14 protein-coding genes are annotated in these 15,801 nt (G+C 37.6%); 13 read left to right on the forward strand and 1 reads right to left on the reverse strand.

What is annotated here, in order from left to right:
- The first annotated feature begins 91 nt into the window (after positions 1-91).
- From HX109_RS01360 to HX109_RS01420, 13 genes are all read left to right on the forward strand, one after another.
- Positions 92-1,543 (forward strand): glyceraldehyde-3-phosphate dehydrogenase, encoded by a 1,452-nt coding sequence (locus tag HX109_RS01360; protein WP_178949437.1) that lies wholly within the window; start codon positions 92-94, stop codon positions 1,541-1,543.
- A gap of 105 nt (positions 1,544-1,648) precedes the next feature.
- Complete coding sequence (locus HX109_RS01365; protein WP_178949438.1) at positions 1,649-2,452, forward strand: DUF2490 domain-containing protein; 804 nt, start codon at positions 1,649-1,651, stop codon at positions 2,450-2,452.
- A gap of 125 nt (positions 2,453-2,577) precedes the next feature.
- Complete coding sequence (locus HX109_RS01370; RefSeq protein WP_255462732.1) at positions 2,578-3,189, forward strand: tRNA (guanine-N1)-methyltransferase; 612 nt, start codon at positions 2,578-2,580, stop codon at positions 3,187-3,189.
- 78 nt (positions 3,190-3,267) lie between these two features.
- Entirely contained in the window at positions 3,268-4,341 is a 1,074-nt protein-coding gene (locus HX109_RS01375) for a DUF748 domain-containing protein (RefSeq protein ID WP_178949440.1), read from the forward strand.
- A 17-nt stretch (positions 4,342-4,358) separates the two neighbouring features.
- On the forward strand, positions 4,359-5,036 hold the full coding sequence (gene trmD, locus HX109_RS01380; RefSeq protein WP_178949441.1) for a tRNA (guanosine(37)-N1)-methyltransferase TrmD: 678 nt from the start codon (positions 4,359-4,361) through the stop codon (positions 5,034-5,036).
- A 130-nt stretch (positions 5,037-5,166) separates the two neighbouring features.
- Positions 5,167-5,517, forward strand: coding sequence for a 50S ribosomal protein L19 (gene rplS, locus HX109_RS01385; protein WP_178949442.1), 351 nt, complete (start codon positions 5,167-5,169; stop codon positions 5,515-5,517).
- A 591-nt stretch (positions 5,518-6,108) separates the two neighbouring features.
- Complete coding sequence (locus tag HX109_RS01390) at positions 6,109-8,334, forward strand: NADP-dependent isocitrate dehydrogenase (RefSeq protein ID WP_178949443.1); 2,226 nt, start codon at positions 6,109-6,111, stop codon at positions 8,332-8,334.
- A 118-nt stretch (positions 8,335-8,452) separates the two neighbouring features.
- Positions 8,453-10,825 carry a TonB-dependent receptor gene (locus HX109_RS01395; RefSeq protein WP_178949444.1) on the forward strand — a complete coding sequence of 791 codons (2,373 nt, stop codon included), beginning with the start codon at positions 8,453-8,455 and terminating at the stop codon, positions 10,823-10,825.
- A 4-nt stretch (positions 10,826-10,829) separates the two neighbouring features.
- A complete protein-coding gene (locus tag HX109_RS01400; RefSeq protein ID WP_178949445.1) occupies positions 10,830-11,636 on the forward strand; it encodes a DUF4249 domain-containing protein in 807 nt (268 codons plus the stop codon).
- Between the two features lie 19 nt (positions 11,637-11,655).
- On the forward strand, positions 11,656-12,480 hold the full coding sequence (murQ, locus tag HX109_RS01405) for an N-acetylmuramic acid 6-phosphate etherase (protein ID WP_178949446.1): 825 nt from the start codon (positions 11,656-11,658) through the stop codon (positions 12,478-12,480).
- Positions 12,464-12,691 (forward strand): DUF6095 family protein, encoded by a 228-nt coding sequence (locus HX109_RS01410; protein ID WP_178949447.1) that lies wholly within the window; start codon positions 12,464-12,466, stop codon positions 12,689-12,691. The genes murQ and HX109_RS01410 overlap by 17 nt, the downstream gene beginning before the upstream one ends.
- Before the next feature lie 133 nt (positions 12,692-12,824).
- Positions 12,825-13,505, forward strand: a complete 681-nt coding sequence (locus tag HX109_RS01415) for a hypothetical protein (RefSeq protein WP_178949448.1) — start codon at positions 12,825-12,827, stop codon at positions 13,503-13,505.
- A 292-nt stretch (positions 13,506-13,797) separates the two neighbouring features.
- Positions 13,798-14,559, forward strand: a complete 762-nt coding sequence (locus HX109_RS01420; protein WP_178949449.1) for an NYN domain-containing protein — start codon at positions 13,798-13,800, stop codon at positions 14,557-14,559.
- A gap of 72 nt (positions 14,560-14,631) precedes the next feature.
- On the opposite strand, the gene bshA is transcribed toward HX109_RS01420, so the two are convergent.
- Positions 14,632-15,774 (reverse strand): N-acetyl-alpha-D-glucosaminyl L-malate synthase BshA, encoded by a 1,143-nt coding sequence (bshA, locus tag HX109_RS01425; RefSeq protein WP_178949450.1) that lies wholly within the window; start codon positions 15,772-15,774, stop codon positions 14,632-14,634.
- Between the last annotated feature and the right edge of the window lie 27 nt (positions 15,775-15,801).

Below are 15,801 nucleotides of genomic sequence, written 5' to 3' on the forward strand. Positions count from 1 at the left end.
CTTTTTTTTATTAAAATTCTTTACGAAAACGTTTGAAATATATACTTTTGCCAAAAGTTCTTATTAAAAGCTACAAACTAAACAACACAAAATGAAAGTGAAAAACGATCCTTACGAAAAGGAATTGGCTTTTCAAGCCGATCGCAGAAGGGCGACTGTAGAATTTATTAAAATTGTGAGCGATTTATGGTACGACAATGCCGTGGAGCTAGTTCTATTTCGAAATCAATTATTAGACAAAAGCGTAAGTGAAATTATGAACCTGCATAAATATGCTGGTGAGTTTGTTCAAAAACCAATTTCTATTTTCGATTCGGTAGACATCGCAAGGGCCATTAGCCATATGAGCCTTCCCCCTTCTAGAATAGACATTGGAAAACTTACTTTCGAATATCATTTAGAAGATTCCAATTATGCTGACACCACCTCTTTTGTGATCGATAAACTAAAAGACGCCCATAAAACTGAAGAAATTCAACCAAAAGACGTGGTACTTTACGGCTTCGGAAGAATAGGAAGATTGTTGGCCCGGGAATTAATGGCGAAAACAGGTATCGGTTCTCAACTAAGATTACGAGCCATTGTTACCAGAGGCGAAATAACAGAAGACATTTTACAGAAAAGAGCTTCTTTACTGGAAAACGATTCTGTCCACGGATTTTTCCCTGGTACGGTAGCAATAGATTTTAAAAAGAAAGCATTGGTTATAAACGGTACAACCGTACAACTGATAAACGCCGCCAAACCAGAGGATATCGATTACACTTCCTATGGCATAAAAAAAGCCCTTATCATCGATAATACTGGAGCTTTTCGCGATGACAAAGAATTGGCAAGACACTTAAAATCTAAAGGAGCTGAAAAAGTTCTTCTTACCGCCCCAGGAAAAAATGTCCCTAACATTGTTTATGGGGTAAACCATAAAGATAACGATCCGCAGCAGGTAAGCATTTTTTCAGCAGCTTCGTGCACCACCAATGCCATCACCCCCATTCTAAAAGTCGTGGAAGATTCCTTGGGAATAGTAAAAGGGCACCTAGAAACCATCCACGCCTATACCAACGACCAGAATTTGGTAGACAATATGCACACCAAATACCGACGGGGAAGAGCTGCGGCACTAAACATGGTAATTACCGAGACTGGTGCTGGAAAAGCTGTCGCTAAAGCCTTGCCAGGGTTGGAGGGCAAACTTACCTCTAATGCTATTAGGGTGCCTGTACCCAACGGTTCCCTAGCCGTTTTAAACTTAGAAGTAGAAAAAGAAACCTCTAAAAATGCCATAAATGCTATCCTAAAAAAGTATGCATTGGAAGGCGATTTGGTAGAACAAATAAAATATTCACTCAATAACGAATTGGTTTCATCTGATATTGTTGGTACTTCTGCCCCCGCTATATACGACAGCAATGCTACAATTGTTTCTTCAGATGGAAAGAACATTGTATTGTACATTTGGTACGACAATGAATATGGCTACAGCCATCAAGTTATCCGTTTGGTCAAATACATCGCAAAAGTTAGACGATTTACCTATTACTAAATATTTAGGCTTTGCCCGTTTTTTTGAAACCTAAAAATGGGCAAGGCTATTTTAAATATTCATTTTTATTAGCTATTTTAGATTTAAAATATGAATATTTATTCCATGAAGCTACCAGGTATACCTTTTATTCCCCGTTGGGTAGTTTTATGTGTTTTTATTTCCATATTAGATATCACTTTTTGTTTTTCCCAAAACGACAGCATTACAGATCACGATATTACTAGTCAAATCTGGATTGACCTGAAGCCTTCCTGGAAACTTAGCGAAAGAACCACGCTAAATACCCACATAAGTTACCGTACCTATCAACCGCAAACAGGTCAGAATTTTGTTACCAAGGCCGAGGCAGTATATGAGCTTAAAGATTTAAATTTAAAGAATCTAAAATTTGACCACGCCTTCACAGGAGGCCTTTCTTATTTTCTTATCGATAATTTTAATGACAGTAATGCCTTTGAGTACCGTGTTCACCAAGGTTATAAATTAAGTTTTCACCCTACCAGGCGTACGCAGGTAAAACAATATTTACGGTTGGAAGAGCGTTTCACCAATTTATTTCGGGACAATAGCTCCTTTGGATTACGGCTTCGTTACCGTATTCGCGGAATCATCAATTTGGAAGGGTTGATTTTTAGTGGGCAAAAGGGTTTCTATATCCCAGCCGACGTTGAGTTCTTTTTCAACATAAAAAAATCGAAACAAATTAATGATGTTATTAGGGTTTCGCCAGGGATTGGGTATGTTATAGATCCGAGTTTTAAGGTACAGTTCAATATAGGCTATCGCTATACCAAGCAGGAGTTCGACGAGCTTATTAGAACCAACGATATAATTTTCCAGCTTCGCGTCTACAAAACATTCCCTTTAAAAAGGGTTAATGAAATCCATCCGATGGAAACAGATTAGAGTTGATAAGTTTAAAATGGCTTAATCACTTTTTCTCAAATTCTAAACAATAAGTTAAGATTGCAGTCGTTAGCTGTAAAAAACCTAACTTTGCAAGCCCAAATTAACATTTTTAACGAATGAAGATGACGAGAAAGATTATTTTAACAGCAACCACATTAATTGTATTAACAATTTTTTCTGCCAACGCTCAAGAAGGTGACAAAAAATTATCGCTAACCGAAGGAAGTATAGACAATCAATTTGAATATATCTTCGAGGAAGCAAACAATTACCAAGACTACAAGGTAGTTAAGAGAAACTGGCTTTTGTTGCTTAAGAAAAACACCCTGGATTCTGTTGCCAGACTGGAAAGGGAATTAGCTTCTTCGGAAGAACTTACCGGAACGCAAAAAGCAAAGATCGATAGCCTAAACAAGCAATTGGCATCGACCAACGAGCAACTTACAAATGTAACCGAAGAAAAAGATAGTATTTCTTTCTTTGGTGCCCTCATAAACAAACCCGCCTACAAAGGTATCATGTGGGGAATAATAGCTCTTTTAACCTTAATTTTAGGATTGTTTATTTACAAATTTAAAAATGCCAATGTAGTTACTCAAGAAGCTAGAAAATCTTTAGCAGAATTGGAAGAAGAATACGAAGAGCACCGCAGAAAAGCTCTCGAAAGAGAACAAAAAGCACGCAGACAATTACAGGACGAAATTAATAAGCAGAAGTTAGCGAAGTCTAAATAATGCTCAAAAAATTTTTATGATATTGTTAAACTCCCCATTTGGGGAGTTTTTTTATATTACAGACATAAAACCATATCAATGTCGAAAAGAAAAAAAGCATCCTATACCCTTTTAATAATTATAGTTTTATTGGTAGCCATTAGACTTATCCTTCCCTACGTAGTAAAGCGGTATGTAAACGACACCTTACAAAACATCCCAGGATATTGGGGCTATGTGGATGATATTGATTTAAACTTTTACCGAGGAGCTTACGTGATACACGAATTAAAGCTCGATAAAGTAAATGGAGACAAAAGCATTCCTTTTTTGGACTTTAAAAAATCTGATATCTCCATTCAGTGGAAATCGCTTTTCAAGGGAAAAATAGTTAGTGAGATAGATTTATACCGTCCGCAGGTTACCTATGTTTTTGAGGAGCAAACCAAAGATACCGTGGAAACATCGGGTGAGGACTGGAGCAAAGCCCTAACCGATCTGGTTCCTATAGACATTAACAAACTTACCATTACCAACGGAAAAGTTGGTTTTCTTCAATTCAATAAAAGTCCAGATGTAGACTTGTTCATAGACCAAATAGATTTAAGTGCCACCAATCTCAGAAATGTAGTAAATCAAGAGGAAAAATTACCTTCCGAAGTACATTTAACAGGAGTGAGTATTGGCCAGGGAGCCGTTAAACTCGATGGGGAAATGGATTTGGTACAGCAGATACCTGAGATCGATTTTAATTTTTCTTTGGAAAAAGCTGATGTTAAAGCCCTTAATACTTTTACATTGGCCTATGCGGGAATTGACTTTGAGAAAGGGAATTTTGATATTTTTAGTGAAGTGGTTATCAATGATGGCTACCTAAAAGGCTATTTTAAACCGATTTTAACCGACACAAAAATTGTAGATGCATTTGGAAAAGAAAACAGCAACATATTCAAAAAGGCATGGGAAGGCTTTGTTGGGTTCTTTAAATTTATCTTTAAAAACCAAAAAGAAGACACCCTAGCTACCAAGATTCCTGTGGAAGGCGATTTAAACAATGTGGGGTCGAATATTTTTACTACTATTGTAGGCATTTTTAAAAATGCGTTTATTAAAGCTTACAAAAGTGAAATTGATGAAACCTTGAAGTTTCAAGATGCGAAAGAGGAAGAATAACGAGATAAAGATTAACCATGAGAATTGATATTATAACCGTACTCCCAGACCTTATGAAGAGTCCGTTTGAAGGCTCCATCATGAAAAGGGCCATTGAAAAAGGACATGTGGAGGTCCATTTTCACAACTTGCGGGATTATACCGCCAACAATTACAAAACGGTAGACGACTACCAATTTGGTGGAGGCGCTGGAATGGTTATGCTTATAGAACCCATCGATAAATGTATAAGCGGACTTAAGGCAGAAAGGAATTACGACGAAGTTATATACATGACTCCAGACGGCGAAACACTAAACCAAAGTACTGCCAATACACTTTCCTTAAAAGAGAATATCATAATTCTATGTGGCCATTATAAGGGAGTCGACCAACGGGTACGCGATCTTTTTGTAACCAAGGAAATTTCCATTGGGGATTACGTACTTTCCGGCGGTGAATTGGGTGCAGCCGTGCTCTGCGATGCAATTATTAGGTTGGTGCCAGGCGTATTAAATGATGAAACCTCTGCGCTCACAGATTCTTTTCAGGATAATTTATTGGCACCGCCAGTTTATACAAGACCTGCCGATTACAAAGGCCATAAAGTTCCCGACGTTTTATTGAGCGGAAACTTCCCTAAAATAGAACAATGGCGTGAAGACCAAGCTTACCAAAGAACAAAGCAACGCAGACCTGATTTGCTCGAAGATTAATTTTGTAAAAAATAAAGTGCAAAAGATTGTTTATTAACTAATAATGATTAATTTTGCATCCAATTTCAGATTAACCTCTGACGATAATCGTGAATGTTAACCTGAATCAACACATTATAAACATAGCACAATGGAAGCTTTAGTAAAATTTGTACAAGACGAATTTGTAGAAAAAAAAGAGTTCCCTGAGTTTTCAGCAGGAGATACAATTACAGTTTACTACGAAATTAAAGAAGGGGAAAAAACACGTACCCAGTTCTTTAGAGGAGTAGTAATTCAAAGAAGAGGTACTGGTACTTCAGAAACATTTACTATTAGAAAAATGTCTGGAACGGTAGGTGTAGAAAGAATTTTCCCTATCAACATGCCTGCATTACAGAAAGTTGAGATCAACAAAAGAGGTAAAGTTCGTAGATCACGTATTTACTACTTTAGAGGTCTTACCGGTAAGAAAGCAAGAATCAAAGAGGTTAGATCATAACCCTTTTACATATAACGTATCAAAAGCCTGCAAGTTGCAGGCTTTTTTTATTAACAATTGTTAATAACCTATGTTCGTAAATTGTTGATTAATAAATAGTTAAATATTTGCCACAATAACGGTTTTCGCCGTATATTAGCAATAGTGAAAGAAAATACAAGTTCTTTACTATATTGTTTTTAAGTGTCTCGATAACCAAACTATTTTTAATAATAGGTAGGTTGACAGAAAGTTTGAATTTTACTGGTTAAACAGTAAAGTCAGTGCCGAAAAAATTGAAACCGCGTGTTTTAAATTTTAGTAGGAATTAGAAACAAACCCGAAGCATCTTGGTTAGGTCTTGATTACATTATTGAGAAAACATATGGATGTTTCATTGAAATAGCGAAAAAATAAGTCGTGGATTTTCATTTTTGAAAACGCAAAAATTTAAGTAACTATTTCGAAAAAAGCCATATCAAAACATTTTATGTAGTGATATGGCTTTTGTTTTATCACTATTTTTATGTAATTGGTTATCATTCTATTATTCTAAAACTGTTTTAAATTGTATATTTGCCCAGTTTAATTTAAAATAAGTTCTTCAAATAAATGTCACAAAAACCAAAAATTCTTTACACTAAAACAGACGAAGCTCCAGCATTAGCAACCTATTCATGGCTTTCAATAGTAAAAGCATATACGGCGACATCCAACATAGATATTGAAACCAAAGATATTTCCCTTGCCGCACGTATCTTGGCTGTATTTCCAGACATGCTTTCTGAAGACCAAAGAGTGTCCAACGATCTTCAAGAGTTGGGAGAAATTGCTAAAACTCCAGAAGCTAATATTATAAAATTACCTAACATTAGTGCTTCCATACCTCAGTTAGAAGATGCTATCGAAGAATTACAAGCCAAAGGGTTTGCTATTCCCGATTATCCGCATGAGCCAAAAACAGAGGCAGAAAAAGAAATAAAAGCACGTTTCGACAGTGTTAAAGGTAGTGCTGTAAACCCGGTGCTTAGAGAAGGTAATTCTGACAGAAGAGCGCCAAAGGCAGTTAAGAACTACGCTAAAAAGAACCCGCACAGTATGGGTGCCTGGAGCGCAGACTCCAAATCTCATGTGGCCACTATGGAGAAAGGGGATTTTCGTTCGAATGAAAAATCGCTTACCATAGACCACGACCAGACCTTAAAAATTCAATTTGTTGGGGACAATGGTTCGACTAAAGTTTTAAAAGATGGAGTTAAAGTTCTAGATAAAGAAGTTATCGATGCCACTGTAATGAGCAAAAAAGCATTGGTAAACTTTTTGGAAGAACAAGTTAAAGACGCCAAAGAGAAAGATGTGCTTTTTTCCGTGCACCTTAAAGCAACCATGATGAAGGTGTCTGACCCCATTATTTTTGGGCACACCGTAAAAGTTTTCTTTCAAGAGCTTTTTGAAAAGCATGGAGATGTTCTCGACAAAATAAATGTAGAAGAAAATAACGGTCTTAACGATCTTTTGGAAAAAGTGGAAGAACTTCCTGAAGCTGAAAAGAAAGATGTTAAGGCGACCATTGAAAATATATTGAAAAAACAACCGGATCTTGCCATGGTTAATTCCGATAAAGGAATTACCAACTTGCACGTTCCAAGTGATATAATCATCGATGCTTCCATGCCAGCCATGATTCGTAATTCTGGGCAGATGTGGAATGCGGAAGGTAAAAGTCAAGACACCAAAGCTGTTATACCAGATAGCAGTTACTCCAGCGTTTATCAAGCTACCATCGATTTCTGCAAAAAACACGGTGCTTTCGATCCTACTACGATGGGAACTGTTCCCAATGTAGGTCTAATGGCTCAAAAAGCAGAAGAATACGGTTCTCATGACAAAACTTTTGAAATCTCTGGAAATGGAGTTGTTCAAGTTTTAGATGGTAACGGCAAAGTTATTATAGAGCACACAGTTGCAGAAGGCGATATTTGGAGAATGTGCCAAGTGAAAGATTTACCTATTCAAGATTGGGTTAAACTTGCTGTTAACCGTGCTAGGGCTACCAATACTCCTGCCATTTTCTGGTTGGACAAAAACAGGGCTCACGATGCAGAATTGATTAAAAAAGTAAATGTTTACCTAAAAGATCACGATACCAACGGTCTTGAAATAAAAATTATGTCTCCAGAAGAGGCGACTCATTATACATTGGCACGCTTAAAAGATGGTAAAGACACCATTTCTGTTACCGGAAATGTACTTAGGGATTATCTAACGGATCTTTTCCCTATCCTAGAAGTGGGTACCAGTGCAAAAATGCTTTCCATTGTTCCGTTAATGAATGGAGGTGGATTGTTTGAAACCGGTGCGGGAGGATCTGCTCCAAAACACGTACAACAATTCTTGGAAGAAGGTCACTTGCGTTGGGATTCCCTTGGGGAGTTTCTAGCATTGGCTGTTTCCCTTGAACATTATGGAAACGTAAATAATAATGAGAAAGCAAAAGTATTAGCCAATACGTTGGATGAAGCTACCGGTAAATTTTTAGAGGAAGATAGATCTCCGTCCAGAAAAGTCGGGGAACTTGATACCAGAGGTAGCCATTTTTATTTAGGTCTTTACTGGGCACAGGCGCTGGCAAAGCAAACGCAGGATACTGAGCTAAAAGAAGCCTTTACTCCAATTGCTTCAGAATTAACCGAGAAAGAAGCCGCTATTGTAGAGGAACTCAACAATGCACAAGGCCAAGAGGTTAATATCGGTGGGTATTACTTACCAGACAATGATAAAACAACAAAGGCAATGAGACCTAGCGAAACATTTAACGCTATCCTTGCTAAAATATAAGTTTACATTAAAATACAATTACAAAAAGCCTCCCGGTGTGGAGGCTTTTGTTATTTAATTACTAAAACTTACACTATTTCGTATAAATCCTACTATTTTTAGTGAAAAAAGAAAAAGAATGTCCAACTTATACAAAGCCTGCTTATTTTTTATATGCGGAATAGCTATCTCCTATGGTCAAAATAAAACAATTCTCAGCGGTGTAGTAAAAGAGGATTCCAGTAACGAAACCCTTATTGGAGTTAATGTGGTAATTCCCGAATTAAAAATTGGAACTACCACCAACGAATACGGTTTCTATTCCATTTCTGTACCTCCCGGAACTTATACAGTACAAATAAGCTATTTGGGATATAAAAATGGAGTAGAAGAGATCGATCTCACTGAAAATGTCAAGAAAAATTTTAACCTCGTAAATGATGCTGAAGAATTAGACGAAGTTGTTGTAGAAGAGGATATTGAGAGGATAAGTATTAAAAGTCCGCAAATGAGTGTTAATAACCTCACTACGGCTACCATAAAAAAAATCCCCGCTGTTTTGGGAGAAGCAGACGTTATTAAATCCATTTTACTCTTACCCGGAGTAAGTAATGCAGGGGAAGCTGCCTCGGGATTTAATGTAAGGGGTGGAGCGGCAGACCAAAACCTTATACTTCTGGACGAAGCAATAATTTTCAATTCCGATCACCTCTTTGGTTTCTTTTCTGTATTCAATCCAGATGCCATAAAAAACATCAAACTCTATAAAGGTGGTATTCCAGCACGCTATGGAGGGCGTGTTTCTTCCGTATTAGACATTTATCAAAAAGACGGTAACAGCAAAGATTTCCATATGACTGGCGGTATTGGCGCAGTAGCGAGCCGTTTATTGGCCGAAGGGCCAATTGTAAAAGATAAAGGCTCTTTTTTAATAGGAGCCAGAAGTTCTTACGCCCATCTATTTTTAAAACTAACAGACAATGAGAACTCGGCTTACTTTTACGATCTAAACACGAAATTATCTTATAAATTCGATCCAAAAAACAGTCTTTATATTTCCGGTTATTTCGGCAGGGACGTGTTCGATATTAACGATAGCTTCAATAACACTTATGGTAACGCTGTTTTCAACGCCCGATGGAACCATTTATTTTCAGATAAATTATTCTCGAACCTTTCTGCCATTTACAGCGACTACTATTACGGACTTACCCTCGATTTTGTGGGCTTTAATTGGAACAGTGGGATTAAAAACTTCAATTTAAAATATGATTTTAAACACTATATCTCCAATAATTTTAAGCTCAACTACGGAATCAATAACGTATACTACAAGTTTAACCCTGGGGAAATCGAACCAGAAGGCGAAAATTCTGGAGTAAACTATTTTAAATTGACGGATAAATATGCCAACGAATTGGCATTTTACATCGGTGCAGAACAAAAAATATCGAAAGATTTAACGGTAGAATACGGCTTACGCCAAAGTAGGTTCGACCGTTTAGGGCAAGACGAATTAAATGTGTACGAAAACGACAATCCAGTAATTTACAACGAGCAACAGGGGGTATATGAGAAAGCAACGCCTATAGATACGGTGAGTGCCAGTAGAGGCACTTCCATACAATCATTCACCAATTTAGAACCGAGGGTAGCACTCTCCTATTCTTTTGATGAAACCCAATCTGTAAAAGCCAGTTATAACAGAATGTCTCAATACCTTCATTTGCTTTCCAACACCAGCTCCCCGACCCCTTTGGATGTATGGACACCAAGCGGACCTTATGTGAAACCACAAATTTTGGATCAATATGCCATCGGTTATTTTAAAAACATAAATAACAATGATTATTCTATTGAAGTGGAATTGTTTTATAAATACATTAAAAACCGGGTGGATTATATAGACGGGGCAGATCTCATCGCCAACAATGCCATAGAACAGGTTATTCTTAACGGAAAGGCCAAGGCGTATGGAATGGAAATTTTATTCAAAAAAAATGTCGGGAAATTACAAGGTTGGGTCGCCTATACCTTGTCGGAATCTAAACAGAGAACCCCGGGAAGAAATGCAAACGAGCCTGGTATTAATAATGGAGAGTGGTATTTTACACCTTACGACAAAACCCACGATCTATCGCTCACTACCAACTATACCCTAAGCGATAAATGGAGTTTTGGAACCAATTTTATATTTCAAACCGGTCGGCCTACTACCTACCCCATTGGGCAATATCAATACGAAGGCGTTACCGTACCGAGCTACGGCCTTCGAAACAACAACCGCTTACCATTTTACAACCGTTTAGACCTTTCAGCAACCTACATTCCAAAGCCAAGAAAAAACAAAGGTTGGCAAAGTGAGTGGGTGTTTAGTATTTACAATGTCTACAACCGAAAAAATGCAGCCTCCATAACATTTAGGGAAAATGTGGAAGAACAACGAAATGAAGCAGTACAGTTGTCCATTTTTGGAATTATCCCGTCCATAACCTACAATTTTAAATTCTAGCATCATGAAAAAATTAATTATACTTATCGTTTCAATTTTTTTGTTTTCCTGTGAAGAGGTTATCGATGTAGATCTAGAGACCGCACCTCCGAGACTGGTTATAGAGGCTTCTATAAATTGGGTTAAACAAACCAGTGGAGCCAACCAAGAAATAAGGTTAACCACCACAGCTCCTTATTTTGATACCGAAGTACCCCCGGCAAACGATGCCGAAGTTTTTATCCTGAATGAAGGCGGGGAACGGTTCGATTTTTTAGAAGATGGCAATAGTGGATACTATATTTGTGAAGACTTTGAGCCGGTTCTTAATGCCACCTATTTTCTTACCGTGGTTTACGAAGGGGAAACCTATACTGCGGAAGAAACCTTACTCCCTGTTTCAGACCTCGAATATGTAACTCAAAATAATGGTGAAGTGTTTGGTGAAGAGTATATAGAACTCAAAGCATACTTTCAGGATCCAGCGGACGAAGAAAACTACTATTTCTATACATTCGATGCCGAAAACGATAATACGATTGACATTATAGAAGATCGCTTGGTAAATGGGAATGAAATCTTTGCATTCTTTGCCAGTGAAGAACTTTCCGTAGGAGACGAAGTAGACATTACCCTTTACGGAGTATCCAAAAGGTACTTCGCATTTATGCAAACCTTGTTGGCACAAACTGGAACCGATGGAGGTGGCCCTTTTGAAACTCAACCCGCAACCGTTAGGGGAAACATTGTAAACAGTAACGATATCGATAATTTTGCGTTTGGTTATTTTAGATTATCACAAACTGATCGATTTACGTATACAATTGAGTAATAATTTTTACTTTTGATGCATGAATTTTACGAAGACTACAGAACAGACATCCAAGTACGATCATCTTGAAAAAATGACGGTCAACGAACTCCTCACCAATATAAACGCCGAGGATAAAACAGTACCCCTAGCAGTAGAAAAAGAAATTTCTTCTATAGAAATGTTAGTAAACGCTATTGTTCCCAAATTGGAAAACGGCGGACGCCTTTTTTATATGGGGGCTGGGACCAGTGGTCGATTAGGTGTTGTAGATGCTTCAGAATGTCCTCCAACCTTTGGGGTTCCCTACGATTTGGTAGTAGGGATTATTGCTGGTGGTGAAGTAGCCATAAGAAAAGCAGTGGAATTTGCAGAAGACAGTTTAGACCAAGGTTGGAAAGATCTTCAGGAATATAATATTTCTGAAAAAGATGTGGTGGTTGGTATTGCGGCTTCGGGAACCACCCCCTACGTTATTGGAGCATTGCAGGAATGCAATAAAAATAATATTGTTACGGGATGCATTACCTGCAACAAAAACAGCCCTATGGCAGCAGAAGCCAAATTTCCTATAGAAGTGGTAGTGGGCCCCGAATTTGTTACGGGTAGTTCCCGTATGAAAGCCGGTACCGCCCAGAAATTGGTCTTAAATATGATTTCTACGGCAGTTATGATTCGCTTAGGCCGCGTGAAAGGCAACAAGATGGTAGACATGCAGCTTAGCAATCATAAATTGGTAGATCGCGGTGTAAGGATGATAATGGACGAAATTGCAGTGGACCGGGAAAAGGCTTCGAAACTTTTGGAAACCAATGGAAGCGTTCGTAGTGCCATAAACGCCTTTCAGAATGAAAAGAACGGATAGAGAGTTATTTTTAAAAAGCCTAAAGTACTTTGCTTATACCGTAGCCTTAATGTTTACGGCACCTACGGTTATTTATCAAGCATTTAAAAACCAGTCACATCCGTGGTACTGGCCAGTTTTAATTTTTGGACTTCTACTTGCCATAGGCGCAATAGTAATGGGATTTTATAGCCTAAAAGTAATTATGAAATCCTTTTTTGGAGGGAAATAGTTTTACCCAGTTTCAAAACTTAATCCTTTTTCTTAGAAACATTCATATTAAATTCAAATACATTCAAAATTGGTATTAAATTTGTAATCCCTTTTTAAACCAATAAGTAATCAACCTAAAATCGAATTTAATCATGAAAAAACTTATTCTCCTATGCGCTGTGGCGTTATCATTCTTCACGAGTTGTGAAACTGAAAATTCTGAAGACGTAACCCAAAACAGAATTTTTACATCCTATGAGATTCTGTACCTCCAAGACGAAGATAAAACCGTAGCAAAAGCCACATTTACGTTTGGCAATGCTTCTGGCACAAGACTTGAACTTTCAGAAGGGGCTTCGGTAACATTTAACGATAAGAAAATTCCATTTAACAGCCTATTGGGCAACTATGAGTTAGAAATGTCTGGTCTTGTGGAATCTGGAACTTTTACTTATACCGATATTGAAGGAAATACTTTCACAAACGAATTTGCAATCAAACCTATTGCTTTTGTCGAAAACGTACCTACAACTATCGAAAGAAGCAAATCCTATGATATTGATTGGATTGGAGATCCTGTTGGTAGCGGAGAATCTTCTGTAGTTGTTACAGTGGTTCCTAATAATCTTGGCCAGACTAAAATATTTATTGAAGCAGACGAGAATGCCGAAACGGTGGTATTGAATCCTACGGTATTAAGCGAAATAGATCCTCAACCAGGAAGATTATATATTGAAAGGAAGGATGTTTCCACGGAAATGGAATCTACTTCTGCCGGTGGCGTTTTCTATGGAAACTATAGAGCAACGTCTGTTCCCATTACAATTGAATAACACAATGATAGGGTTTGTATTTTACAAACCCTTTTTATTTTAAGGGAACTATTAAAAAATTAATCTCCCTTCGTATTTTATTTCTTCCATTATTCTGTAGCTGATTGTTAAACATAAAGTTTTGGATATTAATTTTTCACTAACTTGTGCTGGAAGAAGTAAGCACTTGGTTTGAATACAAAGAATTTCGATTGATTTGACACTTTGAACCTTACTTAAAAGTGTAAACACCCTAATCATTAAAGTAGTTTGAATAAAACTTCAAGCTAAAAATAATTAAAATTTCCAATTCATGAATGGTAACACAAACTTAGCTGTACTAATAGATGGCGACAATATCCCATCGGCTCATGTAAAAGAGATGATGGAAGAAATTGCCAAGTATGGAAACCCTACTATAAAGAGAATTTATGGGGACTGGACCAAGCCCAATCTTACCAAATGGAAAAATCTGTTATTGGAAAATGCCATAACCCCTATTCAGCAATACGGTTATACCACGGGAAAAAACGCTACCGATTCTGCTATGATTATAGACGCCATGGATATTCTTTATAGCGGAAAAGTGAACGGATTCTGTTTGGTGTCGAGTGATAGCGATTTTACCAGATTGGCCACTAGGCTAAGGGAAGCTGGAATGCAAGTAATTGGTATTGGCGAAAAGAAAACCCCAAGTCCTTTTATTGTTGCTTGCGATAAGTTTGTTTATATTGAAATACTGAAAAGTCATACAGAGAAGAAAAGTGACGATAACAAAGACAATCATAAACCCAACGTGGATGCCATTACGCGTAAGGAAATCAACTTAATCTCCACCACTATTTCCGACCTTTCTGACGAGGATGGATGGGCCTTCCTTGGTGACGTAGGCAGCCTATTGCAAAAAAAACAGCCCAACTTCGATTCTCGAAATTATGGGTTCGATAAACTGACCCCTCTAATTAAATCGATTGGAAATTTTGAGCTCGATCAACGGGTAAATGCCAAGAGCAAACACAAATTAATTTATGTAAGGAATAAAGAAAAGAATACCCCAAAGGTAAAAAAGAAATAAAAAATTTTAGGGACAGTAATATAAAGACCCAATGAGTCCAACCTATTCTATAATTTACAATGATGAATTTCTTCAAGAAGTTCTATTGAAAACTTTGTTGTAAGCTTTTTCATAGATTTCTTCATAACGGGGAACAATTTTATCGATATCGAAACTTGTGGCTTGTTCCCTGGCCTGCTTTTTGTAAGTATTCAAAGTGGTTTCCTCCTTTAAGATTTTTATGGCATTTTTGGTCATGCTATCCACATCACCCACATTGCTTAGATAACCACTAAAACCATCTTTATTCACTTCAGGAATCCCGCCTGTGTTGCTGGAAATTACGGGAACTTCATTTACCATGGCTTCCAGTGCCGCTAGACCAAAACTTTCCGTTTCCGAAGGCAATAAAAACAAATCTGAAAAACACAATATTTTATCAACCTCGTTGCTATTACCCAAGAAAACCACTTTCTCTCCAATTCCCAAACGATCTGCCAAAGCTTCTGCTCCTTCGCGCTCCGGGCCTTCCCCTACCATAATGAGTTTTGCGGGAACTTCTTTTTGAATGCCGTTAAATATATTAATGACATCTGGAATGCGCTTAACCTTTCTAAAATTACTGATGTGCGTAATAATCCGCTCATTTTCTTCCGCCATCATGCCGCGTTGGCAATCGGTAAAAGCTCGGTTATATTTAGAAACATCTATAAAATTCGGGATTACATGAATCTTGCGTTTGATATCGAAAAGACGTTTGGTATCTTCCTTTAAGCTTTTGGAAACCGAAGTAACCACATCTGATTTATTGATACTAAATGTTACTGCAGGCTTATAGAAAGGATGATTACCAACCAAGGTAATATCTGTACCGTGAAGGGTGGTGACAATGGGAATTTCGATCCCCTGTGTTTGTAACATCTTTTTGGCCATATAGGCCGCGTACGCGTGTGGAATGGCATAATGCACGTGCAAAACCTCAATTTTATGAAGCTTTATCATGTCTACAAGCTTGCTTGAAAGCGCTAGCTCATAAGGCTGGTAATGGAACAATGGATATTCTGGCACATTTACTTCGTGAAAATGAATTCTTCCTTTTAGTAATGCCAAGCGTACCGGCTGTTTGTATGTTATAAAATGAATTTCGTGACCTCTGTTTGCCAATGCCATCCCAAGTTCTGTTGCCACTACACCACTACCACCAAAAGTTGGATAACATACAATCCCTATACGCATATTTTTAATTTTCTGATATTTTCTTTG

This window comes from Galbibacter sp. BG1, from assembly GCF_013391805.1.
Classification (GTDB): domain Bacteria; phylum Bacteroidota; class Bacteroidia; order Flavobacteriales; family Flavobacteriaceae; genus Galbibacter.

What these genes read in the sequence shown, in the direction of transcription:
- HX109_RS01360 (WP_178949437.1), top strand. Translation starts at nt 92, where the DNA reads ATGAAAGTGAAAAACGATCCTTACGAAAAGGAATTGGCTTTTCAAGCC.
- HX109_RS01365 (WP_178949438.1), top strand. Translation starts at nt 1,649, where the DNA reads ATGAAGCTACCAGGTATACCTTTTATTCCCCGTTGGGTAGTTTTATGT.
- HX109_RS01370 (WP_255462732.1), top strand. Translation starts at nt 2,578, where the DNA reads ATGACGAGAAAGATTATTTTAACAGCAACCACATTAATTGTATTAACA.
- HX109_RS01375 (WP_178949440.1), top strand. Translation starts at nt 3,268, where the DNA reads ATGTCGAAAAGAAAAAAAGCATCCTATACCCTTTTAATAATTATAGTT.
- trmD (WP_178949441.1), top strand. Translation starts at nt 4,359, where the DNA reads ATGAGAATTGATATTATAACCGTACTCCCAGACCTTATGAAGAGTCCG.
- rplS (WP_178949442.1), top strand. Translation starts at nt 5,167, where the DNA reads ATGGAAGCTTTAGTAAAATTTGTACAAGACGAATTTGTAGAAAAAAAA.
- HX109_RS01390 (WP_178949443.1), top strand. Translation starts at nt 6,109, where the DNA reads ATGTCACAAAAACCAAAAATTCTTTACACTAAAACAGACGAAGCTCCA.
- HX109_RS01395 (WP_178949444.1), top strand. Translation starts at nt 8,453, where the DNA reads ATGTCCAACTTATACAAAGCCTGCTTATTTTTTATATGCGGAATAGCT.
- HX109_RS01400 (WP_178949445.1), top strand. Translation starts at nt 10,830, where the DNA reads ATGAAAAAATTAATTATACTTATCGTTTCAATTTTTTTGTTTTCCTGT.
- murQ (WP_178949446.1), top strand. Translation starts at nt 11,656, where the DNA reads ATGAATTTTACGAAGACTACAGAACAGACATCCAAGTACGATCATCTT.
- HX109_RS01410 (WP_178949447.1), top strand. Translation starts at nt 12,464, where the DNA reads ATGAAAAGAACGGATAGAGAGTTATTTTTAAAAAGCCTAAAGTACTTT.
- HX109_RS01415 (WP_178949448.1), top strand. Translation starts at nt 12,825, where the DNA reads ATGAAAAAACTTATTCTCCTATGCGCTGTGGCGTTATCATTCTTCACG.
- HX109_RS01420 (WP_178949449.1), top strand. Translation starts at nt 13,798, where the DNA reads ATGAATGGTAACACAAACTTAGCTGTACTAATAGATGGCGACAATATC.
- bshA (WP_178949450.1), bottom strand. Translation starts at nt 15,774, where the DNA reads ATGCGTATAGGGATTGTATGTTATCCAACTTTTGGTGGTAGTGGTGTA.